General features: G+C 59.7%; 25 protein-coding genes. 18 read left to right on the top strand and 7 right to left on the bottom strand.

Annotation, left to right across the window (positions count from 1 at the left end):
- The first annotated feature begins 627 nt into the window (after window positions 1-627).
- From fliS to EOM25_01675, 8 genes are all read left to right on the top strand, one after another.
- Entirely contained in the window at window positions 628-1041 is a 414-nt protein-coding gene (fliS, locus tag EOM25_01710) for a flagellar export chaperone FliS (protein NCC23906.1), read from the top strand.
- A 164-nt stretch (window positions 1042-1205) separates the two neighbouring features.
- Entirely contained in the window at window positions 1206-2120 is a 915-nt protein-coding gene (locus EOM25_01705) for a hypothetical protein (GenBank protein ID NCC23905.1), read from the top strand.
- A gap of 27 nt (window positions 2121-2147) precedes the next feature.
- Window positions 2148-2480: a hypothetical protein gene (locus EOM25_01700; protein ID NCC23904.1), complete on the top strand. Its 333-nt coding sequence runs from the start codon at window positions 2148-2150 to the stop codon at window positions 2478-2480.
- Window positions 2481-2513: 33 nt separating this feature from the next.
- Entirely contained in the window at window positions 2514-3692 is a 1179-nt protein-coding gene (gene ahbC, locus EOM25_01695) for a 12,18-didecarboxysiroheme deacetylase (GenBank protein NCC23903.1), read from the top strand.
- Window positions 3693-3732: 40 nt separating this feature from the next.
- Complete coding sequence (hemB, locus tag EOM25_01690) at window positions 3733-4710, top strand: porphobilinogen synthase (protein ID NCC23902.1); 978 nt, start codon at window positions 3733-3735, stop codon at window positions 4708-4710.
- Window positions 4695-5783, top strand: a complete 1089-nt coding sequence (ahbD, locus tag EOM25_01685) for a heme b synthase (protein ID NCC23901.1) — start codon at window positions 4695-4697, stop codon at window positions 5781-5783. Before hemB ends, ahbD begins: the two co-directional genes overlap by 16 nt.
- A gap of 8 nt (window positions 5784-5791) precedes the next feature.
- Window positions 5792-6250, top strand: coding sequence for an Lrp/AsnC family transcriptional regulator (locus EOM25_01680; protein ID NCC23900.1), 459 nt, complete (start codon window positions 5792-5794; stop codon window positions 6248-6250).
- Complete coding sequence (locus tag EOM25_01675; GenBank protein NCC23899.1) at window positions 6247-6924, top strand: ribulose-phosphate 3-epimerase; 678 nt, start codon at window positions 6247-6249, stop codon at window positions 6922-6924. Before EOM25_01680 ends, EOM25_01675 begins: the two co-directional genes overlap by 4 nt.
- A gap of 128 nt (window positions 6925-7052) precedes the next feature.
- Here the strand turns inward: EOM25_01675 and EOM25_01670 are convergent, their stop codons facing one another.
- From EOM25_01670 to EOM25_01655, 4 genes are read right to left on the bottom strand one after another with little or no spacing between them, the layout of a single operon-like run.
- Window positions 7053-8321: a TRAP transporter large permease gene (locus tag EOM25_01670; GenBank protein ID NCC23898.1), complete on the bottom strand. Its 1269-nt coding sequence runs from the start codon at window positions 8319-8321 to the stop codon at window positions 7053-7055.
- Window positions 8318-8767: a TRAP transporter small permease subunit gene (locus EOM25_01665; GenBank protein NCC23897.1), complete on the bottom strand. Its 450-nt coding sequence runs from the start codon at window positions 8765-8767 to the stop codon at window positions 8318-8320. The genes EOM25_01670 and EOM25_01665 overlap by 4 nt, the downstream gene beginning before the upstream one ends.
- A 7-nt stretch (window positions 8768-8774) precedes the next feature.
- Window positions 8775-9860: a glycine cleavage system aminomethyltransferase GcvT gene (gene gcvT, locus EOM25_01660; GenBank protein NCC23896.1), complete on the bottom strand. Its 1086-nt coding sequence runs from the start codon at window positions 9858-9860 to the stop codon at window positions 8775-8777.
- A gap of 58 nt (window positions 9861-9918) precedes the next feature.
- Window positions 9919-11640: a hypothetical protein gene (locus EOM25_01655; protein NCC23895.1), complete on the bottom strand. Its 1722-nt coding sequence runs from the start codon at window positions 11638-11640 to the stop codon at window positions 9919-9921.
- Window positions 11641-11830: 190 nt separating this feature from the next.
- On the opposite strand from EOM25_01655, the gene EOM25_01650 reads away from it, so the two are divergent.
- Together EOM25_01650 and EOM25_01645 are read left to right on the top strand one after the other, a co-directional pair.
- Entirely contained in the window at window positions 11831-12808 is a 978-nt protein-coding gene (locus EOM25_01650) for a GAF domain-containing protein (GenBank protein ID NCC23894.1), read from the top strand.
- A gap of 7 nt (window positions 12809-12815) precedes the next feature.
- A complete protein-coding gene (locus EOM25_01645; protein ID NCC23893.1) occupies window positions 12816-13841 on the top strand; it encodes a rod shape-determining protein in 1026 nt (341 codons plus the stop codon).
- Window positions 13842-13856: 15 nt separating this feature from the next.
- Here EOM25_01645 and EOM25_01640 read toward each other — a convergent pair whose 3' ends face one another.
- Complete coding sequence (locus EOM25_01640) at window positions 13857-14450, bottom strand: hypothetical protein (protein ID NCC23892.1); 594 nt, start codon at window positions 14448-14450, stop codon at window positions 13857-13859.
- 66 nt (window positions 14451-14516) lie between these two features.
- Between EOM25_01640 and rimI the strand changes: the two genes are divergently transcribed.
- The 8 genes from rimI (at window position 14517) to EOM25_01600 (ending at window position 24403) form a co-directional block, all read left to right on the top strand.
- Window positions 14517-14990, top strand: a complete 474-nt coding sequence (gene rimI / locus EOM25_01635) for a ribosomal-protein-alanine N-acetyltransferase (protein ID NCC23891.1) — start codon at window positions 14517-14519, stop codon at window positions 14988-14990.
- A complete protein-coding gene (locus tag EOM25_01630) occupies window positions 14987-16945 on the top strand; it encodes an ABC-F family ATP-binding cassette domain-containing protein (GenBank protein NCC23890.1) in 1959 nt (652 codons plus the stop codon). The genes rimI and EOM25_01630 overlap by 4 nt, the downstream gene beginning before the upstream one ends.
- A gap of 513 nt (window positions 16946-17458) precedes the next feature.
- Entirely contained in the window at window positions 17459-19165 is a 1707-nt protein-coding gene (gene pilB, locus EOM25_01625) for a type IV-A pilus assembly ATPase PilB (GenBank protein ID NCC23889.1), read from the top strand.
- Between the two features lie 16 nt (window positions 19166-19181).
- The gene (locus EOM25_01620; protein ID NCC23888.1) at window positions 19182-20390 is read left to right on the top strand and encodes a type II secretion system F family protein; all 1209 of its coding nucleotides are present in this window, start codon (window positions 19182-19184) and stop codon (window positions 20388-20390) included.
- 22 nt (window positions 20391-20412) lie between these two features.
- Window positions 20413-21294, top strand: a complete 882-nt coding sequence (metF, locus tag EOM25_01615) for a methylenetetrahydrofolate reductase [NAD(P)H] (protein NCC23887.1) — start codon at window positions 20413-20415, stop codon at window positions 21292-21294.
- Window positions 21295-21323: 29 nt separating this feature from the next.
- A complete protein-coding gene (locus EOM25_01610; protein ID NCC23886.1) occupies window positions 21324-22355 on the top strand; it encodes an aspartate-semialdehyde dehydrogenase in 1032 nt (343 codons plus the stop codon).
- A 7-nt stretch (window positions 22356-22362) separates the two neighbouring features.
- Window positions 22363-23310 (top strand): aminodeoxychorismate lyase, encoded by a 948-nt coding sequence (locus EOM25_01605; protein NCC23885.1) that lies wholly within the window; start codon window positions 22363-22365, stop codon window positions 23308-23310.
- Between the two features lie 13 nt (window positions 23311-23323).
- The gene (locus tag EOM25_01600; protein ID NCC23884.1) at window positions 23324-24403 is read left to right on the top strand and encodes a glycosyltransferase family 1 protein; all 1080 of its coding nucleotides are present in this window, start codon (window positions 23324-23326) and stop codon (window positions 24401-24403) included.
- 96 nt (window positions 24404-24499) lie between these two features.
- Here EOM25_01600 and EOM25_01595 read toward each other — a convergent pair whose 3' ends face one another.
- Window positions 24500-25360: an HDOD domain-containing protein gene (locus tag EOM25_01595; protein NCC23883.1), complete on the bottom strand. Its 861-nt coding sequence runs from the start codon at window positions 25358-25360 to the stop codon at window positions 24500-24502.
- Entirely contained in the window at window positions 25357-25830 is a 474-nt protein-coding gene (locus tag EOM25_01590) for a chemotaxis protein CheD (GenBank protein NCC23882.1), read from the bottom strand. Before EOM25_01590 ends, EOM25_01595 begins: the two co-directional genes overlap by 4 nt.
- Window positions 25831-25982 lie beyond the last annotated feature (152 nt).

Here is a 25982-nt window from a genome sequence, read left to right as displayed (position 1 = left end):
GTGTCCGAGGTCTTCGGTGCCAATCTTTTGCCGGCCTGGAATTCGACGGACTTCAGGTACTACTCGGCCATCACGGGCATCACCAAGGCCGGGGTGTACGAAGTGACCTACGATGTAGGCACGGGGAGCCCACCGGTGACCAACGCCTCTATCGGCGGCTACGCGGCCTCGGTGTCGATGGAATCCGGAGAGTATGTGATCACGGCCATGGAAGGACCGGCCAAGGGCTTGGCCCTGAAGGTCAACAATCTCACTCCCGGCAGTTACAGCGGGGAAATTCGGCTGAAAAGCGGCAAGGCCAAGGAGATGGTGGATGAGCTGAAAATTCTGACAGACGCCGAAGAAGGCACCCTGAACATTCTGGAAGAGAACTATCTGGACATCATCGCCAGCATCGACAAAAAGCTTGAGTACGAGGCAGCCAGACTCTCCAGATACGAACGAGATCTGCGCAATCGGTTCGCCAATCTCGAGTCAATGCTCGGATACTACGACGATCTCAAGAGTCAGCTCGAAAGCCAGATCAAACAGCTGAACGTCAAGACGTAGCAGCACAAAAGACCGGAATGTGAACGGTATGGAAGCGGGTAGAAATACAATGACAGAGGATGATCGGGGAGGAAGACGATGAATCAAGCGGCGCGAGCCTACTTCCAGACTTCGGTGACCACGACCACGCCAGGGAGCCTGGTGGTCATGCTCTATGACGGGGCCATCAAGTTTCTGCAGCAGGCCAAAAAGAAAATGGCCGAAAAGGACTACGCCCAAAAGGGAATCCTGATCTCCAAGGCTTTAGACATCATCGCCGAGCTGGATGGCTCCCTCAATCTTGAAAGGGGGGGAGATGTGGCCGAGAACCTTCACAAAATGTACTTTTTTTGCAGCACACAGCTCTTGAAGGCCAACCTTCAGATGGACCAGGAACTTATTGACAAGGTTATCGACGTGCTCAAGGGAGTCCGTTCAGCCTTTGCTGAGATCGTCGTCCAGAGCCCGGAAGTGGCCAAAACCACGAGTCTTGGGGCCTCAGCCTACAGATAGCCAAAATTCCGGCGAAAATTTTCCGGCCCAAGGGGTACCAATGGGAACCGCGTGAGTCGGCTCCCATTTTTTTTGCCTTGATTCTCGATCCTCGTCGATATAGGAAAATTCTTTGCGCAGAACAATGAGACGCTCATCAACGACATCCAGCGGCGAGGGAGCTCATGATCATCAAGTGTCCTGAATGCGGATTCAGTCGGAGTGTAGCCGACGACAAGCTGCCCGCCCGGGCGGAGATGGCCACCTGTCCCAAGTGCAAGAACAAGTTCAAATTTCGGACTTTGGGAGCCGGAAACGGCCAGCCCGGTGTTGAGGGCTCTTCCCCACAGACCGAGCGATCGGCTCAGAGCCAGCCGACAGGAATGTCCGCCCAGGGCCGACCCGGACCCGAGGGCAAGGCCGGGGACATCTGGCATGATCTGGACCGGATAGGCGGGTCCAAGGGGGACAAAAGCGAGTTCCAGGCAGGCCGGGCCGAGGCCGAAGGCTGGAGCCCTCCATGGGAGCGTCTCGACATCCATGGCTTTTTTCCGGGTTTTTTCAAGACCATCAAGGAAGTCATGTTCAGCCCCCGGATCTTCTTTTCGAAGATGCAGACCGGCGGGGGACTGCTTCGCCCTCTGGTCTTCTATCTCCTTCTGGCCGAACTTCAGGCCGTGGCCCAGTTTCTTTTGCAGATGATCGGCCTGACCCCGATGTTTCCCGGCGATGGTATGGGGGCCATAGGTTTCGGGGCTATGGGGGCCGGAGCGGCCCTCATGCTCATCCTCTACCCGTTGTTTTTGACCATTTTCCTGTTCATCGGAGCCGGACTCAGCCATCTGTGCCTGATGCTCGTCCGGGCCACGACCCAGGGTTTCGAGGGGACCTTCAGGGCCATCACCTACGGAAGCGCGCCCATGGTCCTTGGCGTCATCCCGATTCTGGGAGCCATAATCGGGGCTATCTGGGCTCTGGTCACGACCTTTATCGGGTACATGGGCGTACACAGGGCATCGGCCGCAAGGGTCCTTCTGGCCATGCTGCTGCCCCTGCTGGCTGGCGTCGTGCTGGTCGGTCTGGGGTTGGTCCTGCAGTGACGGGCCTTGGGCGGCGTACCTCAGTTCATGCGGCTTTGGGAACGATTCGGGGTGTGGTGGCATGAGGCGGTCCGCATCCATTGGAGAATCACGCCCCGGGCCCTTCAGTCCTTGACGGGGGAGATTCTGGATCTTGTTCGGGTGGCTCGCGGTCTGTGCTCCGCCGATCCGGACATGATGGCCAAACTCCGGCGAATTCACGACGAGATGGACGAGCTTCGGCGGCTTTTGGACGCCAAGGGGGCCTTGAGGCTTCCCGTCAAACAGCGGCGAGAGCTCCTGGCCGGGCTCGAGCATTCCCGGGACAACCTGATCCAGCTTATCCAGGTTACCCCGCCTCCCACCGACATCTTGCAATAATCGACAACACACATTCCAAAAACGGGTGAATTCATGATCGGCATTTCCAAGCTCTATTGCGACACGGTCGAACCTTCGGACGCTTTGCGCTACGGCCGCCAGTCCAAAATACTTCCCTCGCATTTGCTCCAGTTTTCCGAGGACAAAAAGCCTGTGGTGGTCTGGAATATGACCAAACGCTGCAACCTGAAATGCGTACACTGCTACGCTCAGGCAGTTGGGGAGCAGGGACGAGACGAGATCGACACGGTCCAGGCCAAGGCCATCATCGACGATCTGGCCGACTTCGGGGCTCCGGTGATCCTTTTTTCCGGGGGAGAGCCCCTGGTTCGGGCCGATTTGACCGAATTGGCCCACTATGCCGTGGACCGCGGCATGCGGGCGGTTATTTCCACCAACGGAACCCTGATCACTAAGGCCAAGGCGGCCGAACTGAAAGAGGTCGGCTTGTCCTATGTGGGCATTTCTTTGGACGGAGGCGAGGCGGTTCATGACCGGTTCCGCGGTGTGACCGGTGCTTTTCGCCGGGCCCTGGACGGGGTCAGAAACTGCCAAGAGGCCGGGCTTAAAGTCGGGCTCAGGTTCACCATCAACAAGCGGAACGCTGACGAAATTCCGGAGGTGTTCAGGCTTCTCGAGGAATTGGAAGTCCCGAGGTGCTGCTTCTACCATCTGGTCTATTCGGGCCGTGGAAGTGAGTTGATCAACGAGGATCTGGGACATGAAGAGACCCGGAAAGTGGTCAACGACATCATGGATGCCAGCCGCAAATTTTTTGAGGCCGGCATGCCCAAGGAAATCCTGACCGTGGACAACCACGCCGACGGTCCCCTGGTCTATCTCCGGCTGCTCAAGGAGAATCCGGATCGGGCCGCAGAGGTTTTGGAACTTCTGCAGTTCAACGAGGGCAACAGTTCGGGCCGGGGAATCGGGTGCATCTCTTGGGACGGACAGGTCCACGCCGATCAGTTTTGGCGAAACCATACCTTCGGCAACGTCCTGGAGCGGCCTTTTTCAGAAATCTGGACCGACCCGAAGATCGAACTTTTACACAAGCTCAAGGACAAGAAGGCCCACGTCACCGGCCGGTGCGCGACCTGCCGATTTTTAAACATTTGTGGGGGAAATTTTCGGGCCAGGGCTGAAGCCTATTACGGGGACATCTGGGCCCCGGATCCGGCCTGTTATCTGACCGACGAGGAAATCGCCTAGTTCGAATCGTGAAACCGTAGCATTCAAGAGGCCGTAGCTCATGCCGAATTTTTTTCGTGGACGCCGCCTGAGGCGTTCGCAGGTCATTAGAAATCTGGTCCGGGAAACCGTCGTCCGGCCTGAGACCCTCATCCAGCCATATTTTGTGGTGGACAGCGAGGACGAGGACTTCGTCCAAGAGATAAAAGCCATGCCTGGCCAGAGCCAATACGGGCTCAAGGCCCTCGAACGTCGAGTGTCCAGGGCCGCGGATCTGGGACTGCGGGGGCTCATTCTGTTCGGGATCCCGGCCCAAAAGGACGAACGGGCCGTCGGAGCCTATGCGGCCGATGGCATCGTGCAGCGGGCCGTGGCCATGATCAAGGAGAAATGGCCGGATCTCCTCGTTGTGACCGATGTCTGCCTGTGCGAATACACCTCCCACGGCCATTGCGGAGTGGTCAAAAACGGTGCGGTGATCAACGACGCATCCCTGACCCTCCTGGCCCGGACGGCCGTGTCCCACGCGAGGGCCGGAGCGGACGTAGTGGCCCCTTCGGACATGATGGACGGCCGGGTGGAGGCCATTCGGGCCGCCTTGGACGAGGAGGGATTCTTGGATCTGCCCATCATGTCCTATGCGGTCAAGTATTCGTCATCCTTCTACGGTCCGTTCCGGGAGGCGGCCGAAAGCACCCCCCAGTTCGGGGATCGCAAAACCTATCAGATGGACCCGGCCAACCTGCGGGAAGCCCTGCAGGAGGCCGCTGCGGATGTGGCCGAGGGGGCGGACCTCCTTCTGGTCAAGCCGGGGCTGCCCTATCTGGACGTGGTCCGCCAAGTGAGCGAGCGGTTCGACATTCCGGTCGGGGCCTACCAGGTCAGCGGCGAATACAGCATGATCAGGGCCGCTGCTGCCAATGGCTGGCTGGATGAGCGGGCAGTGGTCATGGAGACCTTGACCAGCCTGGCCAGGGCCGGAGCCCGGTTCGTGATCACCTATTTCGCCGAGCAGGTCCTGGAATGGAACAGGGAATGAGCGGCCACGGCCACCCTTCCGGCCAGGGCATTCCGCCCCTCAGACTCGTGGCCTGGGAAATTACCAGATCGTGCAATCTGGCCTGTAAGCATTGTCGGGCCGAAGCCCACGAAGAGCCCTATCCGGATGAGCTGGACACGAACGAGGCCAAGGCCCTCATCGACACCTTTCCGGAGACCGGGAGCCCGATCATCATCTTCACCGGTGGCGAGCCACTGCTTCGCCCGGATATCTTCGAGCTGGTCGGATACGCCACCTCCAAGGGCCTACGCTGCGTCATGGCCCCCAACGGCACTCTGGTCAATCCGGAAAATGCCCGCAAGATGATTTCGGCCGGGGTACAGCGGTGTAGCATTTCTTTAGACGGGCCCACTGCTGAACTCCACGACGACTTCAGGGGCGTGCCCGGAGCCTTTGAGCGATCCCTGGCCGGGATCCGCCATCTGAAGGGCGCGGGTCTGCCTTTTCAGGTCAACACCACGGTCACTAGGCAGAATCTCGGACACTTCAGGGAGATCTTCGATCTGGCCAAGGGGTTGGGCGCTGCGGCCTGGCACATTTTTCTCCTGGTGCCCACGGGCCGGGGCGACCAGATCCGGAGCGAGATCATCAACGCCCAGGAATACGAGGATGTTCTGAGTTGGTTCTACGACTTCCGCAAGACCACGGACATGCACCTCAAGGCCACCTGCGCTCCGCACTACTACCGGATTATGCGCCAGCGCGCCAAGGCCGAGGGCGTGGCCGTCACCCCTGAGAATTTCGGTCTCGATGCCATGACCCGGGGGTGTCTGGGCGGCATCGGGTTCTGCTTCATCTCCCACGTTGGCACGGTCCAGCCGTGCGGGTTTCTGGAATTGGACTGCGGAAACGTCCGCAAACGGCCTTTTCCGGAGATATGGGCCCGATCGGAGCGCTTCGTGGAGCTCAGAACTCCGTCCTGCTACAAGGGAAAATGCGGTCCGTGCGAATATCACCGGGTCTGTGGGGGCTGCCGGGCCAGGGCTCTGACCATGTCCGGAGACCATCTGGCCGAGGAACCTCTGTGCACCTATCGACCGGCCAGAACATGAGGACATCCATGGATAACGTCGACCGCAAGATCCTGGACATCATCCAGGTCGATTTTCCCATTGTCTCCAGACCCTATGAGGAGATTGGTGCCCGGGTGGGCATTGCCGAAGACGAGGCCTTTGAGAGGGTCATGGCCCTCAAGCGGTCCGGGGTCATTCGCCGGATCGGGGCCAATTTCCAGTCCAGGGAGTTGGGGTGGAGGTCGACACTGTGTTCAGCCTCGGTGCCCGAGGACAAGCTCGAGGCCTTTGTGGCCGAGGTCAACCGACATCCCGGAGTGACCCACAACTATCTGCGCGACCACGAGCGAAATGTCTGGTTCACTTTCATCGGTCCATCCTGGGAGGATGTGGAGAAAACTTTGGCCGAGATCACGACCAAGACCGGCATCGAGATCATGAATCTTCCGGCAGAGAAGACCTTCAAGATCAGGGTGGATTTTCCCATGAGCGACAGGGAGGAATGAGCGTGGAGAGCCAAGAGATCATCATATCCCCATCCCTGCTGTCGGCTGATTTTGGCCGACTGGCCGAGGAACTTTCGGCCCTGGAGGCCGCCGGGCTGCCCTGGGTGCATTGGGATGTCATGGACGGGGCATTCGTCCCCAACATCACCTTGGGGGCTCCGGTGATCAAAGCCCTGCGTCCGGCCACTTCCCTGTTTTTTGACGTGCACCTGATGGTCGACCGTCCCGAGCGGTACATCGCCGATTTCGTGGACGCCGGGGCCGACCTGGTCTGTGTCCATGCCGAGGCCACGCTTCACCTGGAGCGGACCCTGCAGCAGATTCGCCAGGCCGGGGTCCGCTGCGGCCTGGCCCTAAATCCGGCCTCATCTCTGTCGGTTTTGGAATACGTTCTGCCCCTGCTGGATCTGGTCCTGATCATGAGCGTGAATCCTGGTTTCGGAGGCCAGTCCTTCATTCCCTTCAGTTTGGACAAGATCCGGAGCCTGGCGGCCATGATTCGCAATCGGGACCTCGCCACGGTCATCCAAGTGGACGGAGGGGTCCAGCCCGGAAATATTCGGGACCTTGTCGAGGCCGGGGCTTCGGTGTTCGTTTCCGGTTCGGCATTTTTCGGGCATCCGCCCTACGACCTTCGGCATCAAGCCTTTCTGGCCGCGGCCCGGGGCCTCTAGCTGATTTCTTCCGGCCCCGTTCTCTGGGGCATTTCTCTTTTTTCCTTTGTTTCGGCTGTTGGCCGGTCTGATTTCGCTGTGTCGTCAGGAGCGGTTATTTTCGCTCTATGAGTTAGTATGACCGGGCATCATCCGCCTCGGATCATGAGCCTGGGCAGGAAAAGGCAGAGATCTGGAAAGACGAGGATGAGGGCCAGGACGGCCAGCCCTACGAAAAAGAAGGGCCAGACCCGTTCGAAAACCTGGCGGGGTTCGAGTCCGGCGATGGTGGATGTGACGAAAAGGGAGATGCCGAAGGGCGGGGTGACCATGCCCAAGACCAGGTTGAAGACGGTTAAGATTCCCAGGTGGACGGGGTCCACGCCGAGGGCCAGGGCCAGCGGGACGATGACCGGGACGACGAGGTACAGGGCTGCGGTGGTTTCCAGAAAGGTCCCGATGCCGAGTAGGACGAGGTTCAGGAGGATCAGGAAGCCCAGAGGTCCAAGTTCCCAGACGGTCAGCAGATTCTGGACGTTTCTGGCGAAGCCCAGCATGGTCAGGGCGTAGGACAGAGCCGAGGCCCCGGCGATGATGATCAAAACCTGGGCCGAGGCCAGGGCGGTCTTGACGAGGATGGGACTGAGCGGCGGCCGGTCAGGATTTCTGGCCCAGAACCAACCGCCGAGGACAACGAACCCCGCAGCGGCTTCAGTGATGGTCAACAGGCCGCCCAGCATGGATCCGAGGACCAGTGTCGGCGGCAGGGCGGTCTGAATTCCCTGGAGCCAGATCTGTTTCCATGGCGCAGGGTCTCGGGGTCTGGCCGATTCGGTGGTTTTGGCCTCGAGCCTGCGGGCCAGGACGAGTAGACCCAGGGTGGTCAAAATGCCGGGTACGAGTCCGGCCCAGAAGAGCTCGATGATGGATACATGGGCCAGGATTCCGAAAAGGATGAGGGGAATGCTCGGGGGAACGATGGGCCCGAGGGTCGAGGCCACGGAAATGAGAGCCGCCGACCTAGCCTTGGGAACTCCTGATCGGTCCAGGGCCGGGAGGAGGACTCCGCCCAGGGCCGAGGCCTCTGCAACGGCCGCTCCTGTCAGGCCGGAGAGGAAAAATGCCACGAGGACCGTGACGCTGGGTAGGCCGAAGCCTAGCCTGGAGCCCACAGACTGGGCCAAATCCATGAGCTTTCGGGTGTAGCCTCCGGCGGTCAGGAGATCCCCGCCCAGGAGGAAAAGCGGGATGGCCGCCAGAGGATAGGAATGGACTGATTCCAGCATCCGGTGGAGGATGAAGGTCGGGGGCAGAGCCAGGACGGCCCAGGCCACCACCAGACTGGCGGCGGCAAGGGCCAGGAAGATGGGCAGACCCAGGACGAGGCCGACCAGGAGGGTGATCAGGAGGAGGGTCATGTCGTCCGGGGGGCGGATTTATCCGGCCCGCAGGCGAGGCGGGCCAGAACGAGCCCGAGTCCCCCCCAGGCAAAGGGGATGAAATGGAGTCCCATAGGCAGGTCCAGGACCGGGGTGGTCTGTTCCCAGGTCCTGGCGGTCATGAGGGCCGAGGCACATACCAAAAAAAGACCGAGGACCATGGAGATGAAGCCGGTCACTTTTTCGGTCAGGGCAGCAGGAAGTAGGGAGAGCCTCAGAAGCCGGCCTTCCAGGGCGATGAGGCCGAGCCCGGCCCCGGTCATCCAGACCAGGGACGCCTGGACGAGTTCTGTGGTCCAGGCAAATCCGGGACGGCCTAAGATTCTGGTCAGATTTTGGGCGACAATTGCCAGAAAGAGAACGGCCATGGTCCATGTAAGAATGGTGACCGAAACGGTCCGGTAGACTCGGCGGATCGTGAGCATGTCCGGTTTAGCCTAGGCGCATGCGGGCCGTGCCTTGATCGTAGAAGGGCAGGGTTCCCTTGCGGGCCGGAATTTCAAAACGCTGCGAACGGATGGTAAAGGTGTCGTCCTCGGAACGGTTCGCAGCCACATAGGCCAAGGCCACGCAATGGCCAAGGGACGGGGCAAAGGAGCCGCTGGTCACCGTGCCGACCCGGGATCCGTCAGGATCGAGAACCTCGTCTCCATGTCTTGGGCTGCGGCGGCCGTCGACGACCAGGGGAAGGAGCCGTTCCCGGACCGTCGACAATCCGGCCTTGCCGATGAAGTCGGCCTGGGATTTGATCATGAATCCGTATCCAGCCTCCACCGGGGTATGATTCCGGTCGAGGTCCTGGCCGTAGAGGGGCAGACCGACCTCCAGTCTGAGGGTGTCTCTGGCTCCGAGGCCGGCCGGGGCCACGTCCGGATCGGCCGTAAGGCGTTCCCAAAGGCCGAAGGCCCTGTTCCAGGGCAGGTAGATTTCGCAGCCTAGTTCTCCGGTGTAGCCGGTCCGGCTGACCAGAAGCTCGTAGCCGTCCCAGGTGACCGTTCGAAAGGAGAAGTATCCCAGACCTGACCAATCTCCTGGAATGGTCCGGGCAAGGACTTCAAAACTGCGAGGTCCCTGGAGATCGATCTTGGCCGTTTCCATGGATCTGTCCGCGATGTCAATTTCTCGAGGCAGATGGTCACGCATCCAGTCCAGGTCCGAGGAAATGCAGGCTCCGTTGACCACGGTCATGAATCGTTCGTCCTCCAGGCGGTAGACGATGAGATCGTCCAGGACCCCTCCACGTTCGTTGAGCATGAATCCGTAGCGGCATTTCCCGGGTTTGAGGGTGGTCAGGTCATGGGTGACGATCCTGGCTAGGGCGGATTCGGCTCCGGGCCCGGAGACGATGAATTCGCCCATGTGGCAGATGTCGAACAGGCCGGCGGCGGTTCGGGTCTGGCGGTGCTCGTCGAGAATCCCGGAATACTGGACAGGCATTTCCCAGCCGGCAAAGGGGACCATCCGGACCCCGTGTTCCCTGTGCCAGGCGTTCAGTGGGGTGATGAGCAGTTCGGACATGAATTTCGGTACCTCCGTATTGTGGTTTGGTGGGATTCGTTTGTCCCGGTCAGGCTGGCTATGATGAGGCCTTGGCCCGGGCCCGGTCGATGGATTTGATCTCGTCCAGCAGGGCGATCAGGCGTCGGTAGAGTCGGCGGACATCGCGGCCGTAGTCCGTCAAATCGTCCTCGGACGGAAGGATATACGCGTTTCGCAGATACGAGTCGTTCAGGACGCATTCGAGTTCATCAAGAAGGTGGGCGATCAGGGAATCGAAGTAGTGGACGATCTCAAATCGGAGGTCGCCGACGAGCTCGATGATCCAATCAAGCATTTCCCGGTAGTTGAGCCTCCGGCCTCGGATATTTCTGGTGGCCACATCCTTGATTTTCTGGATGTTCCTAGCTTGGCGGATGAAACTGTAGGCGGCCCAGACCTCCTGGTGGAACGTCCGGATTTCCCCGAATTCGTCGGCCAGATCCGGGTTCAGGAGGTAGCCGTCAAGGACTTTGGCCACTCCGGTGTAGAATTCGTCGGAGTAGCCGATGATCCTGCGCTGGTGCTTGGTCAGCCACGTGTGGAGAAACTTGAGCCGTTTCTCGTGGGTTTCGGTCCCTTCGACGATCTCGTTGCGTCGATATTTGACCCGGCCGACAAATTCCCCCCGGACGATGTCGTTCAGCTGGAGCGTCAGGGAATAGGTGTCCCGAAGGATGTTGGTCTCCATGACCCTGGCGGTCAGGGGGTGAATGACTTCCTGGCGGATCAGGGATAGGGCCCGGTCCTGCCTGAGGTTCCTGGGATCGAACCGGTGCTGGCGGTAGATGACCCGCAGGATGACCACCTTGCGTTTCCTGCAGAGGAGGAATCCGTGGTCGTCGAGAAGATTCAGGGTGTCCTTGTCCACTGAGTCGGCCCGGACCAGGGCGATCTTCTCGATCTGTGGATAGGCCTTGGCCTCGGGACTGCTGTACAGGGAGGTGATGGTCCGGTCGGTCTGGCCGAGGACCCGGATGAGGAAGGACTCGCCTATTTTATGGAGGCGACGGGAGAACAGGGCGGCCGAGGTCCTTCGCTCCGAGGCTATGGGGTAGCCGTACAATTCCATGAGAAACTGATAGACGAAATTGCGGTTCCGTTCGTACAGAGCGTTGTCGCCCGGAGCGAATTTTTTGATCCGCAGCCCGAATCTCTTGAGTTCCATGTCCAGTTCGGAGGGCAGGGAGGCGAAGATCCCGGCCAGATAGTACGTGCCGCCCTGTGTCCTGGCCATTACATGGCCGCGGTCCATCTGAAGGAGAACATCCATCAGGGCCGGGTATTGGGCCAGGTCGGTCAAGGGACGTCTCTGGAACCGCTGGCGGAAATTGGCTTGGTACGGCTTCGGGAGCCGAGACAACATGGTCTGGAAGTTCCCTTCCTGAATGTGGTCGCATAGGTAGCAGATCCCATCGTCGGAAAGGTCTGGATTGTCCCCCGGAGCGTGGAGGATGTCGAATTGGAAATGCTCGTCAAAGAAGCGGAGCGGGCGATCCATAACCATCAGGGAAAATCCCGGAAGATCGGGGTACTCGTATAGATCCGACTCAAAGGAGGGCAGAAGTTCTCTGGCCTCCACGGCCGGGTAGTCCTTGCTGCTCAGAAAGGGTTTGATCAGACACCGTCTGGCCTGAACGAGGTCGAGAAAAATTTTCAGGTCGACCAGATTCGTCAGCTCCGGAGGGGTGGTCAGGCTGTCGTCCTCGTCCCATGCGAGGCCGGGGGCCTGTGAAAAGATGGTATGCCAATCCTTGTGCATTTGTGTTTGGTTTGGGGAGTACTCTCTGAGACCGTCTGGCGACGGTTTCTATACCTTTTTTCCGGGGGAGGCAAAAACCCGGTAGGGCCCGGACCTCACTGGAAGACCGCCTTTGGCCGTCCTTGCGGAGTGCGTGAATTGGACCTATAGATATCAAGTCGTGTGAATCGAATTTTTCATCAGGCGGATCATGAGTACGTGTTTTTCTCAATTGCTTGAGATAATAGGAAATATATTTGATGCCCATTCCGTGGTCCTCTTTGTGCCCAATGGAGAGGAGCAGGTGGTCCTTGATGGGTTTAGTCTGAGCCGCCATCTGAACATGCAGGCCCGGGTCAAGCCGGGGCAGGGTCTGGTCGGATGGGTGGCCAGGGAGAATAAGCCGCTTCTGGTCAAGAGTTTCGACCAGAAGAACCAGTTCCTCGGATACTATTCCCCCGGTCAGGAGTCGAGCATCAAGGCCTTCATGGCCTGCCCCCTACCCGGAGAACGGGGCGTGCTCTGTCTGGACACCAAGAAATCATATGCGCTGAGCACCAAGGACCAGAAGATATTCTCCCAATTCGCCAGGCTTCTTTCGGACATGAGAGGGGATCTCGCCAATCGGGAGTGCGACAGTCGGGAATCGGCCCTGGCCCAGGCCCAGGGGAAACTCCACGGGCTGAGGGAAACCCATCCCCGATGGTCCGATTTTCTCAAACACTATCTGCGAATCGTGGCCGAGGCCGCGGAATTCGAATTTTGTCTTTTGGCCGCACGGGACGAGTGTGGGCAAAATTATTTTCTTGAGGGCTGGAATCGGGATTTTTTTCCCGTTCAAGACATGAACCGGCGCAGATTTCCCATGGGGAGCGGTCTGGTCGGCTGGCTGTTCAAGAATTATCAGCGGATCATGATCGAGAGGCGGGCCGAGGACGGTGTGCCCATTCCCCTGTTCGCCAAGGACAGTGCGGGTCCGGAGATACGGACCGCCATCTGCCTGCCCCTGGTGATTCACAAGAAGACCAGGGGTGTTCTGGCCCTTGTCGACCGCCGCAGCTTCGACCCCGGTCAGGATCTCGGCCATTTCCTGCTCATGGCCGCAGACCACATGGCCCTTCTGCTGGAAAACCTCTATCTTCGCAATCGCTTGGCCGGAAAAAGGCCGCAACCTCACTCAACGGATTAATGACACCATGTTTTGGCATCGACTTTTCGGCTTTCTCGGCAAGGACCTGGCAATGGACTTGGGCACGGCCAACTCGCTTCTCTACATTCCGGGCGAGGGCATCGTTCTCAACGAGCCGTCGGTGGTTGCCCTGGACTCCAGGACGGACAGGGTGTTGGCTGTGGGTCGGGAGGCCAAGGAATACCTGGGTCGGACCCCCGACCGCATTCGAGCCATCAGGCCCTTAAAAGACGGGGTCATCGCTGATTTCGAGGTAACCAAGGTCATGATTTCATCGTTCATCGCCAAGGTCATCCACGGCTGGAAGATCGTCAAACCCAAGATGGTCATCTGCGTGCCGGCTGGAATCACTCAGGTGGAGATGAAGGCCGTGGTCGAGTCGGCCATGCTGGCCGGGGCCAGGGACGTAAAGCTGATCGAGGAGCCCATGGCTGCGGCCATCGGAGCCGGGTTGCCCATCCATGAGCCCCTGGGCAACATGGTCGTGGACATCGGCGGGGGAACCACGGAAGTGGCGGTCATCTCTCTTTCGGCTGTGGCCTATTCCGAATCGGTACGGGTGGCCGGAGACGAGATGAACGACGCCATCCAGCGATATATGCAGGATGAGTTTCAGCTCTTGATCGGGGAGAACATGGCCGAGCATGCCAAGATCCTGATCGGATCGGCCTATCCCTTGGACGAGCCCCTGACCTGTCGGGTCTCGGGTAAGAATCTGGTGGACGGCACCCCCAAGTCCATGACCGTGTCCGATGGGCACATCAGGGAGGCCATTCAGGAACCGGTCAACGCTATTGTCCTGGCGGTCAAGAAGGCTCTGGAGAAGACTCCCCCGGAACTGGTCGCTGATATCGCCACCAACGGCCTTCTGCTGGCCGGGGGTGGGGCACTGCTCAAAGGGCTGGATAGGAGGATTACCGAATCGGCCCAGTTGACGGCCATTATTGACGAGGACCCTCTGACCACAGTGGCCAGGGGGACAGGGCTGGCTTTGGCCCAGGAGCGGATCTATTCCCGGGTCTATGTCAATTAGGGAAAAAGGTTGGTTTCAGATCTCTTCAGACATCCACAGGGAAGGGAGGATCCCGCTGCGCCAGAGATGGACCAGGAGCGGAGTCAATTGGTCGGGATAGTCAGTGGCCAGTCGTTCGGCCTCGATCCTGTCCAAAGCGGCCAATTCGAGTGATTTTTTCAGTTTGGCCTGGGCCTGGAAAATGGTCAGGAATTCCTGGCCGGATTGCGATGCGGCGGGCAAAGTCCGGACGGGTTGCAAGACAAGAACATGGAGGCCTCGCAGCCGGTCCAGCATGTTTTCAATGACTTCCTCGTGGCTGTCTCCGGCGGGAACATGCCGACTGACTGGGAAATCCCATCGGCCCGGAAAACTGTCCTCGTCCATGGCCCGACGGCGCAGGCAAAGTCTCCCGTTCCCGGAAAAGGCTACCATCACGCATCTCCTGTGACACAGCCCCTGGCGATGGACATCGTCCCTGGTCAGAACGGCCAGAGGGCGGTTGCGATCGTCCACGGCCTCGAGCAGACAGGGATGGGTCGGTGGGGATGAGTTCGTGGGAGACGTGGGTGATGTTGACCTAGTGGCCATGCTGATATCCAAAAGGGTTGAAGATACAATTCGGACCATGCGAACCGAGCCATCCTCCGGGCTCGGGTCCTTTCTGTCAATGGGCATTTTTCCGATGATTAGGGTATGGTGATGGACACGGTCTTCCATGTCCTGGGGCCAGAGCAGGTCGACGAGCTGGCCGGAGTCGAGCGAGCCTGTTTTTCCCTGCCCTGGTCGAGGGATCAGCTCATGTCGATTCTGTCCCAGACAGCCTACCGGGTCTGGGGGGCATGCCTCGGATGTCGCCTGTGCGGGTACATTTCGGTGTTCATGGCCGGGGGGGAGATGGAAGTGGTTAACCTGGCGGTTCGGATCGAACACCGTCGACAAGGGCTTGGGGGTGCGCTTTTGGACAGGGCCCTGGCACAGGCCAGAGCCTGCGGCATTGAACGGGTTTTTCTCGAGGTCAGGGCCTCGAACGAAGCGGCCCTGGCCCTGTACGCTAAGGCCGGGTTCCTGGCTGTCGGTAGGCGGACCAGGTACTATCCGGATAACAACGAGGACGCATTGGTGCTGAGAAAAGCATTGGACCGGAACGGATTGGAGGCCGAGCCATGACCTTGCTGACCGTGGAGGGCGTGAGCAAGTCTTACGGCGGCAGGGACCTGTTTGACGGGGTTTCCCTCCAGGCGCGGCCGGGAACCAAAATGGCCCTGATTGGCCCCAACGGGTGCGGCAAGACGACTTTTCTCCGAATCCTGGCTGGGGAGGTTTCCCCTGACTCCGGGGCGGTCAGGACGACCAAGGGAAGCCGATTGGGTTACGTGCGGCAGGAACTCGGTGAAGAGGACCTGAAGCGGTCGCTGATGTCATTTGTCATGGCCGTATTGCCGTCCTGGAGCGTTTTTTGGTGCGAGTGGGAAGAGGCCATCGCACGGAAAGACAGCGAAACATTGGAGCGTCTGGCGGTGGTCCAGTCAGATCTGGAGCACGAGTTCGGCTACAATCCGGAGCACAGGGCCCAGACCATCCTGCACGGGCTGGGTTTTGCCGAGTCATCATGGTCGAGGCCGTTGGCCGAGTTGAGCGGCGGCTGGCGCGAGCGGGCCAAGCTGGCAAGGGTTCTGCTGGCCGGATCCGATCTCCTACTTTTGGACGAGCCCACGAACCACCTGGACATGGAGGCGGTGCAGTGGTTGGAGCAGTACCTGCTGGCCTTCGAGGGAGTCCTGGTCTTCGTGGCCCATGACCGGATTTTCCTGGATCGGGTGTCCAGAGAGGTTCTCTTTTTCGACGGGGTGCGCCCGACGTTTCGCAGCGGAAATTTCAGTGAATTTTTGGACTGGAGCCGGGAGCGGGATTCCTTGGCCCGGAAACAGGCCGCCCGTCTGGAGTCCGAGATCCAGCGAAGACAGCGTTTCGTGGACCGTTTCCGATACAAGGCCACCAAGGCCGCTCAGGCCCAGAGCCGGGTGAAGGGCATAGAGCGCCTGGAGCGGGAACTTTCGGCCATCAAGCCCCCAGGCGGGTCCGGCCGGAGCCTGTCGTTTTCTTGGCCGGAGCCGCCCCAGGCCAACCGTTTGGTGGTCTCGGCCGTGGACGTCGGGTTCGACTACGACGGAAGCGAGCGGCCCATCTTGAACGGTCTGAACTTCAACCTGTACCGGGGACAGAAAGTGGCTCTTGTCGGGGTCAACGGGGCGGGCAAGTCGACCCTGCTCAAGCTCGTGACCGGCCACCTGAGACCGGCCCGAGGCCAGATCAAGCTCGGAAGCATGGTCCGTCCAGGCTATTTCAGCCAGCATCAGGCCGAGATACTGCGGATGGAGTCCGCGGTCATCAGCGAGATCCGGCGTCAGACTGATCCCAAGACCACCGAGCAAGAACTCCGGTCGGTTCTTGGCCTTTTCATGCTCGGGGAGGACTATTGGGAGAAAAAGGTCAGGGATCTGAGTGGAGGGGAGAAGAACAGGCTGGTCCTTTCGGTTCTTTTTTTGTCCCGGGCCAATTTTCTGATCCTGGACGAACCTACGAACCATCTGGATATCGAAAGCCGGGAGGCTTTGATCTCGGCCTTGGAGGACTATTCGGGGACGCTGCTCATCGTGGCTCACGATCGTCATCTGCTGTCCCGCGTGGCCGACCAAGTCTGGGTGGTCAGCGAGGGGGCCATTGACGAGATTCAGGGCGGGTTCAATGCCTATCTGGTTCGACAAGAGGCCGCTTCCGCAGAGAATGCCGAGCAGATCGCCTCCAAAGATGGTCCCCGTGTGCCGTCGCGTAGAGACACGCGGCGCAAGGAGGCCGAGGAACGCAACCGGATGTACCGGCTTCTGCGTCCCAAGCAGGAAGAGTTCCGTCGTCTGGAGGCCGAACTTGAGGCGGTTTTGGAGGAACACGGTCGGCTGGAGCGAGTGCTGGCAGACCCGGCAACCTACGGGGATTCGGGGCAGTTGGAGGAGATGACCAGGGCCTACAGGGACATGGAGGCCAGAAGCGAGGAGTTGATGACTCGTCTGGCCTATATCGAGTTGGACATCCAGGAGATCGAGAGCTTCAAGGACGCCGACTAGACGGTGGTGCCGATATGTTTTTCCATGCGGGCGGCCGGGGTGGTGGTCCACCGGGATCTGGTCCTGGTAGTTCGCCGAGGATCGTTCGGTCTCTGGGATTTTCCTTGGGCCGAAGTGCGATCCGAATACAATTTGGAACAGGCCCTTCGGAACCATCTCCAGAGCTTGGGTCTCGTTCCCTTGTCCTTTCGGCCCTGGTGCGAACGACGATTGACAGTCGACGCGGTCCCAGTTTGGTGGCTGTACACTATGGTCACACTCGATTCAGATCCATCCGAGCCGGGACCCGGCGAACTTTGGCTCCGGCCTGGCCGGGAGCCGGTTCCAGGATTGCCTGCGCCCCATGGGCAGGTTTGGTCCCGCCTGGGCCTCCTCTTGAAGGATGGAGCCAAGGGGGATATTGGGGGAACAGCCTCGGCGGATGTGCCAGGCTGACAACGAGGCCTTTTTCGATTTCCAGAGTTTTTGAAAAAGCGAAAAGGGCGGGAGGCGTACCACCCGGAACGGGATTTCATGGCCGGACAGACCGTATCGCAACATCTCATTGAGTGGGCGGAACTCAGCGCTCCTGACGTGGCCAAAATCGAGGCCGTGCAGGGCAAGAAGCGCGTCGGCTTTCTGCATGGGGCACTGGAGACCGGAGTCATCGATGAGTCCCAGTATGTGGAGTTTTTGGCCGAACGACTAAACATGCCCGCTGCCGACCCTTCCAAGATGGTCATTTCCGACAAGATTCTGGAGATCGTGGCCAGGGACCTTCTGGTCAAGTACAGGGCCGTGCCCTTCTTCGTCCAGGGCACTCAGCTTTTCCTGGCTTCCTCGGAGCCCGAGGACATCCTGGCTGTGGACGACATTCGATTCATGACCGGCATGGAGCCGATCATGCACGTGGCCGCGCCCGGGGCGGTGCACAAGGCCCTGGAGCGGGTCAAGGACGAGCGGGATTCGGGTTTCGGCACCCTTCAGGAGGCCATGTCCGACATGGCCGAGAGCGACTTGGATGTCTCCGGAGAAGACGAATCGGGCGGGGATACGGCATCGACTCTGGAGGCGGCCTCGGCGGCCCCGGTGGTCAAGATGGTCAACCTGATCATTATGGACGCCATTAGGAGGAAGGCCTCGGACATCCACATCGAACCTTACGAAAAGGATTTCCGGGTCCGATTTCGGAGCGACGGCATGCTCCAGGAGGTCATGCAGCCTCCGGCCAGGCTAAAAAACGCCCTCATTTCCCGTTTGAAGATCATGGCCCATTTAAACATCGCCGAGAAGCGTCTTCCACAGGACGGGCGCATCAAGGTCCGCACACCCTCTGGCAAGGAAATCGAGTTCCGGGTCTCCATCCTGCCGACCCTGTTCGGGGAAAAGGTGGTCATGCGTCTTCTGGACAAGTCGGCCCTAAAGGTGGACATGACCCAGCTGGGCCTTGAAGAGAAGTCTCTGACGGCCATCAAGACGGCCATCAACAGGCCCTATGGGATGTTTCTGGTCACCGGGCCGACGGGATCGGGCAAGACCACGACCCTATACTCGGCCCTGATGGAATTGAATAAGGAGGACGTGAACATCTCCACGGCCGAGGACCCGGTCGAATTCAGCGTCCACGGCATCAACCAGGTCCAGGTCAAGGAAGACGTTGGTCTGACCTTTGCCGCGGCCCTGCGATCCTTTCTCCGTCAGGACCCGGATATCATCCTGGTGGGCGAAATCCGGGATTTGGAAACGGCCGAGATCGCCATCAAGGCGGCCCTGACCGGGCACTTGGTTCTGTCCACCCTGCACACGAACGACGCCCCGAGCACCCTGACCCGCCTCTTGAACATGGGCGTGGACGGATTTCTGGTGGCCTCGTCGGTCAACGCCATCGTGGCCCAGCGCCTCATCCGAAAGCTCTGCGCGTTTTGCAAGCGCAAGGTCGACATGGACCCCGAGTTTCTCGTCGGACTGGGGTTCACACCCGAAGAGGCCCGAACCGTAGAGATCTTTGAGCCGGTCGGGTGTCCGGAATGCAACAATGTCGGATACAAGGGCCGCAGTGGACTCTACGAGGTATTGACCGTGACCGAGGAGATTCAGGAACTCATCCTTAGACAGGCCACGGTGCTGGAGATCAGGGACACGGCCCTCTCCCAGGGCATGCTGACCATGCGCCAGAGCGGATTGACCAAGCTGGCCAACGGGATGACGTCCGTGCAGGAAATCCTGCGGGTAACGGTATAACGACACGGGAGGATTCATGCCGATTTTTGTCTACAAGGCCAAGACCCGGGGAGGAAGAAGGGTCAAGGGAGATTTGGACACCCCGTCCCTGGAGATGGCCGAATCCGTTCTGCGCCGGAGAGGCCTTCAGGAAATTAAGGTCAAGCTCAGGCCCAAGGATCTGTTCGAGGGTACTCCCCTGGAAGGTGGGGTCAAATCCCGGGACATGGTTGTCTTCAGCCGCCAGTTCGCGACCATGATCAATTCCGGCGTGCCGATTCTCCAGAGTCTCCAGGTCATGTGCGACCAGACTGAGAACGCCTATCTTCGGCGTCGGCTCTATCAGATCCGCAACGATATCGAGTCCGGCAGTTCCCTCTACGATGCCCTGAAGAAGCACCCCAAGATCTTTGACGACCTCTATACGAATATGGTCAATGCGGGCGAGGTGGGCGGCATTCTGGACGTGGTCCTGAACCGTCTGTCATCATACATCGAAAAGGCGGCCAACCTAAAGGCCAAGGTCAAGGGGGCCATGATCTACCCGGCCGTGGTCACGGTGGTGGCCGTTCTGGTGGTGGCCGTTATCCTCGTTTTCGTCATCCCCACCTTTGAGGAGCTGTTCAGCGACTTCGGCGGGGCCCTTCCTGTGCCCACGGCCGTGGTCATCGCTATGAGCCGGTTCGTCACCTCGAACATCCTCTATCTCATCGGCGGTGTTATCGGGATATTCGTGGCCTTCAAGATGTTCTACAAATGGGACAAGGGACGGAAGTTCGTGGACCGCTACGTTCTTTTCCTGCCCGTGTTCGGGCCATTGCTGCGCAAGGTTGCCGTGGCCAGGTTCAGCCGGACCTTGGGAACCCTCATCTCCAGCGGTGTCCCCATCCTCGCCGCCCTGGACATCGTGGCCAAGACCTCTGGGAACAAGACCGTGGAGGGCGGAGTGCAAAAGGCCAGGGTCAGCATCGCCGAAGGCCAGACCCTGGCCGAGCCTCTGGACGACACTGGCGTCTTTCCGCCCATGGTCATTCACATGATCTCCATCGGCGAGTCCACCGGTGCCCTTGACAGCATGCTTGGGAAGGTTGCTGACTTTTATGACGACGAGGTGGACGTTGCCGTCAGCGCCCTGACCTCGCTCATTGAGCCTATCATGATTGTTTTCCTGGGTGTGGTGGTCGGCGGGCTGGTCATCAGCATGTATTTGCCCATCTTCAAGCTGGCCGGAGCCGTGGGCGGCTAGGGCCCGGGTGAAGAGGAACGTCATGAGAGTCAAGAAATTGTTGGAGGGGGGCAAGAGATTTCTGTCCCTGGAGTTTTTCCCGCCCAAGGAACGCCGTGCCTGGCCGGGCTTTTTCGACGTTGTCAGAAACCTGCAGGCCATCGACCCCCTGTTCGTTTCGGTGACCTATGGGGCCGGAGGCACGACCCAGACCAATACCCTGGAAATTGTGACCAGGCTCAAGCAGGAATACAGACTGGAGCCCGTGGCCCATCTGACCTGTGTCGGGGCTTCGGCCGAGAGGCTCGAAGACTTCCTGGAGGGGTTGAGCCGGGGAGGGGTGGAGAACGTCTTGGCCCTGCGGGGGGACCCGCCTCGGGGAGAGACTGTGTTCAGGCCTGATCCCGGGAACAGTTTTGCCTACGCCTCGGATTTGGTCGGGTATATCCGGGAGCGGTATCCTGACATGGGCATCGGTGTGGCCGGTTATCCCGAGGGGCATCCCGAGTCATCTGATCGCGAGGCCGATCTGAATTTTTTGAAACACAAGGTGGACAGGGGGGCGGATTTCGTCACTACGCAATTGTTTTTCGACAATGACCTGTATTTTGATTTCGTTGCCAGGGCCCGGACCATTGGCATCGACCTGCCCATCATTCCCGGGGTCCTACCGGTGCTCAGCCTGGATGGACTGCGGCGGATGCTTGGGCTGTGCGGGGCCAGCCTCCCGGGTGAATACGGTCATGACCTGGAGCATATCCACAAGACATACGGTCCGGCGGCGGTCCGTGGCCTCGGACTGGGCTTTGCCATCGCCCAGGTCCGGGATCTCCTCCAAAGAGGGGCACCCGGTGTGCACTTGTACACCCTGAACAGAGCGGACACGTGCATGGAGATTTTTCAGAACGTGCGGGATCTCTTGTAGATTTCACCATTTTTTTTGGAGGGATTGGTATGAGCAAGAAGTTCGTGGTGGCTGTGGCCGGAGCGACCGGAGCCGTGGGGAGGGAGATGCTCAAGACGGTGGCCGAACGGGGTTTTCCTGTGTCCGAGATCAGGGCCCTGGCCTCGGTTCGGTCCGTGGGCATGAAGGTCCCTTTCGGCGATGCCGAGGTGACCGTGGCCGAATTGAAGGATGACTCCTTCACCGGTGTGGATCTGGCCCTGTTCTCGGCCGGGGGTTCGGTGTCCGAGAGGTTCGCCCCGGTGGCGGCCGCGTCCGGCTGCGTGGTGGTGGACAATTCGAGCGCGTGGAGAATGGATCCCGAGTGTCCTTTGGTAGTTCCGGAAGTCAACCCCCATGACCTCGCGTGGCACAAGGGCATCATCGCCAACCCTAACTGTTCGACTATCCAGATGGTTGTGGCTTTGAAACCCCTCCACGACGCCGCCCGCATCAAGCGGGTGGTGGTGTCCACCTACCAGGCCGTGTCCGGCACCGGCCAGAAGGCAATCGCCGAACTCGAGCAGCAGGTTCGGGACCTGTTTGGCATGCGCGAGCCCGAAGCCAAGGTCTACCCATACCAGATCGCCTTCAATTGCCTTCCCCACATCGACGTTTTCCTGGAGAACGAATACACCAAGGAAGAGATGAAGATGGTCCACGAAACGGTCAAGATCATGGGCGATCCCGACATCCGGGTCACGGCCACCTGTGTACGAGTGCCTGTGTTCTACAGCCACTCGGAGTCGGTGAACATTGAGACTGAAAAGAAGCTTTCGGCCAAGGAGGCCCGGGTCATTCTGAGCCAGGCCCCGGGGGTGCGGGTCGTGGACAATCCGGACGAGAAACTCTACCCCATGCCGATTCTGGCCGCAGGAGGCGACGAAACCATGGTCGGGCGGATCCGGGAAGACGAGACCATCCCCAACGGTTTGAACCTCTGGGTCGTATCCGACAATCTGCGTAAAGGTGCGGCCTTGAACGCCGTCCAGATTGCCGAGAAACTCGTGGAGATGGATTTGCTGCGGATAACCGGTCGGTGATGCGGACATGCTGAATACAATCGACGAATACGGATTTCTGGAGCGTATTCTGGCCCTGGACCGGCCGGGCGAAGAGAATATCTTCGCCTTCTATGACCACCGGCTGAGGGCGGTTATGACCAACCCCCGTCTCATGCTCGTTCCGCTGGACGACCATCTCGTCCATCGGGGAGACGGGGCCTTTGAGACTCTCAAGTATGTTGACGGCAAGATCTACCAGCTCGACGCACATCTGGACAGAATGGGTCGTTCACTGCATGGAATCAAGCTCACGCCCCCCTGCCCATGGCCGGAGATTCGAGATATCGTTATCGGCGTGGCCCAAACGGGTGGCCGGAAACGCGGAATTTTGACCATCTTTATCGGACGAGGCCCTGGCGGGTTCACGCCCGATCCCCGGGAGTGCGCCTTCCCGAGTCTGTATGTGGTCGCACGAAGATTTCCTCAACGACCGGAATCATTCTGGGAAAATGGGGTCACGGCCTGCCGGTCGGGCATTCCGGTCAAGCCAGGGCATCAGGTCGGGCTGAAGACCGTCAATTACCTGAACAACGTGTTGATGAAGATGGAGGCGGCCGAAAAGGGGTGTGACTACACACTGGGCTTCACTCCAGACAACCATTTGGCCGAGGGCGCGGCCGAAAACGTGGTCATTGTTGGTCAAGACGGGCAGGTCGTGATTCCGGACACGACCCACGTCCTGGTTGGCACGACCTTGGCCCGGACCTTGGAACTGCTGGCCCTGTCAGGTATTTCGACAATCACCCGGTCGATACGGGAGTCGGAGATCTACGATGCCCGTGAGGTGATCCTTCTGGGAACCTCCATCGATGCCGTGAGTGTGGTTCGTTACAACGGCAGGGCGATCCACGACGTCCGACCCGGACCCATGAGCCGGAAACTTCGGGCCATGCTCCAGGACGATCTGCAAAAAACCGGCACCCCTTTTCTTTGAGGGGCCGGACTGTATGCTCCGGGATATGGCCCGGCAACGAGTGCTCCATCTGGACCTGGGCCCTGACTTTCGCGGCGGGCAGCGCCAAGTCCTGTACCTGGCCGGATCCCAGGCCGGCCGCGGTCCTTGGGAACCTTTGCTGGCCTGTCCGACTGGAAGCCCGCTTCTAATTGAGGCCCGGTCTCGGAATCTCCAAACAGAGGCCCTCCCGTCCCGTTGGGACTATGACCCAAGGAACTGGCTCTCCCTCCTGGGTTTGATTCGTCGGGTTTCGGCAGCCATCATCCACACCCACGAGCCCCGAGCAGCTGGCCTCGGGGCGTTCCTTTCTTTTCTGCTTCCAGGAAAGATTCGTCTTGTGCATACCCGCCGGGTGTCCTATCCTCCCTCCCAAACCGGGTTCTGGAAATACAGACGTGGCGGGGCCGTAGTCTGCGTCAGTCGTGAAATTCTGGAGATCATGGCTCAATGCGGCGTCGAACGAAATCGACTCCATGTCCGACACAGCGCCATTGATCCGGGAAGGTATAGGCCTTGTCGAGACCGGATTAGTCCGCTTCCCGTCATCTGTCTGATGGGGGCGCTGACGGCCCAGAAGGGGCATGCGGTCCTTCTTCGGGCCCTTGCCGGGATGCAGGATTTGCCATGGGAGGCTGTTCTGGTCGGGAAAGGTCCACTTCGGGGGGAACTGGAGGTTTTAGCTAGAGATCTAGGGATTTCGGAGCGGGTCCGGTTTCCTGGCCACGTGGACAGCCGACTGGTTTTGCCGGAAGCGGACGTTCTCGTGGTGCCCTCCCAGGATGGCGAAGGGAGCAGTGCAGCAATAAAGGAGGGCTGGGTCTGCGGGGTCCCGGTGGTGGCTTCCGACCTGCCCTCCAACCTTGAGCTGGTCCAAGACGGCCTGACCGGCCTAGTTTTTCCACGGGCCGAGGCCTCGGCACTGGGTTTAGTCCTGCGCCGCATTCTGACCGACGATGCCTTGAGGTCGAGCGTAGTCGAACGGGCTATACAGGAGTCGGCCCTGTACACCGTGGAGGCCATGGCCTCGGACTATGCCCGGGTCTATGCCAAATTGACCGGATTCGGGGCATGATTCAAAGGGTGTTCCTGGGATGGAAGACCTCGACCTTGGCGGGGTCGTTTTTTTTGACGGCGACGTGACCTTGCTCTGCGGATCGTTGGGTTCCGGTCAGATATCCCCCTCGCACTTGGGCAGAAGCCGCTGCAACTCCTCGACCCGGTCGACGAGCAGGCTCATAATTTGTTCGACATGCCTGGAATTCATGCCCAGACGCTCGATCACCTGCCCGGAAATCGGGTAGTGCATACCGTCGAATCCCTGGCCGATACCGGTCATCCTGGTGATGGCGTCTCCGACATGGACGAGATCCAAGGCAAGATTCCGGGACGGGAGAAGATCGGGCTGGAGCCGGTATCTAACCACTTGGACAATTTCTTCGGGGATGGACCAGTTCCTGAGCAGTTCGGCGCCGACCTCAAGGTGGTCGATGCCGAGGATCTCCCGCTCGGCCTGGTCGAATGGGATTTCCCGTTCCTCAGCCAAGGAGACGATTTCCTGACCGCTGACCTCCAGGAATTGGCCAAGGACGATTTTGCCGATGTTGGCCAGGAGACCGGCTGTGAAGGTATGGGGAGGAGCCTGGATGTCGAGGGTAGCGGCCGAGAGTTCCGAGGCCACCGCGACGGCCAGGGACTGCTCGAGCAGGGCGCAGGCCGGCATATCGTACCCGGAGACGGCCGGGGACATACGGGGGGCCACGGCCACGGTAAGCATGAGCTGGAAGAGCTGCTTGGATCCGAGGCGGACAACGGCGTCCCGGAGGGAGGCGATCTTGTGGGTCGCCCCGAAGTAGGCCGAGTTGGCCAACCGCAAGATGTTGGCCGTGATGGCCGGATCCCGCTCGAGTACGCTGGTCAACTGGCCCATGTCGACATCGGGGTCGTTCATGGTCTTGAGGGCCTTGCCGACGCTGGAAGGCAGGTCCTCGATCCGTTTGATCCTGGCCAGAATTATTTTCCGTTTTATCATAGATCGCTCTCCTCTTTTCTGGAGCGGATCACGACTCGTCCGTTTTCAAGGTGCAGAACAACGGTCCTCGGTCTGCTGCCGCCGACATCCCGGGCGGCCAAAGGCATGTCGTTCACTTCAAGGAGCTTCAGGAGGGTGGAGAAATTCTTTTCCCCGGTGTCGAACTGGTTGGTGATGTTCAGCATCCGGCCGCATCCGGCGGCTTTGAGGATGATTCTTTGCTTTTCAGCGCCGTAGTCGTACATTTTGCGGATCATGGCCGGCACGCCACTGCTGACGAACATGTATGGGTTCTCGCGGGCTTTTGGGTTCCCGGAGTGATTGGGAAGAAGGCAATGAATGAGAGCCCCCACGCGGACCTCCGGGTCGTAGGCAGCAAGACCCAGGCAAGAACCCAGGGAATGGGTGACGAGAACATCCCTCGGGTTCTTGGAGATTTTCATGTCTGAAATGTGGACCACATGCTTCATGCCTGTTCCTCTTGACTGAGGGAGAGAGTGGAGCGGAAAGGGGTCAGGTCGTCATTGCCTGCCCGGAGCTGGTCTGTGGATTGAAGCGGACGAACCATGAGCGAGAAGGACAAGAAAACAGACGGCCCCGGGAACCGTTCGGACCCAGGGCC

It is taken from the genome of Deltaproteobacteria bacterium (assembly GCA_009929795.1).
In the GTDB taxonomy this organism is placed as follows: domain Bacteria; phylum Desulfobacterota; class Desulfovibrionia; order Desulfovibrionales; family Desulfomicrobiaceae; genus RZZR01.
Note: the sequence above shows the minus strand (reverse complement) of the source record. Positions and strands in the feature narration are given on the sequence as shown.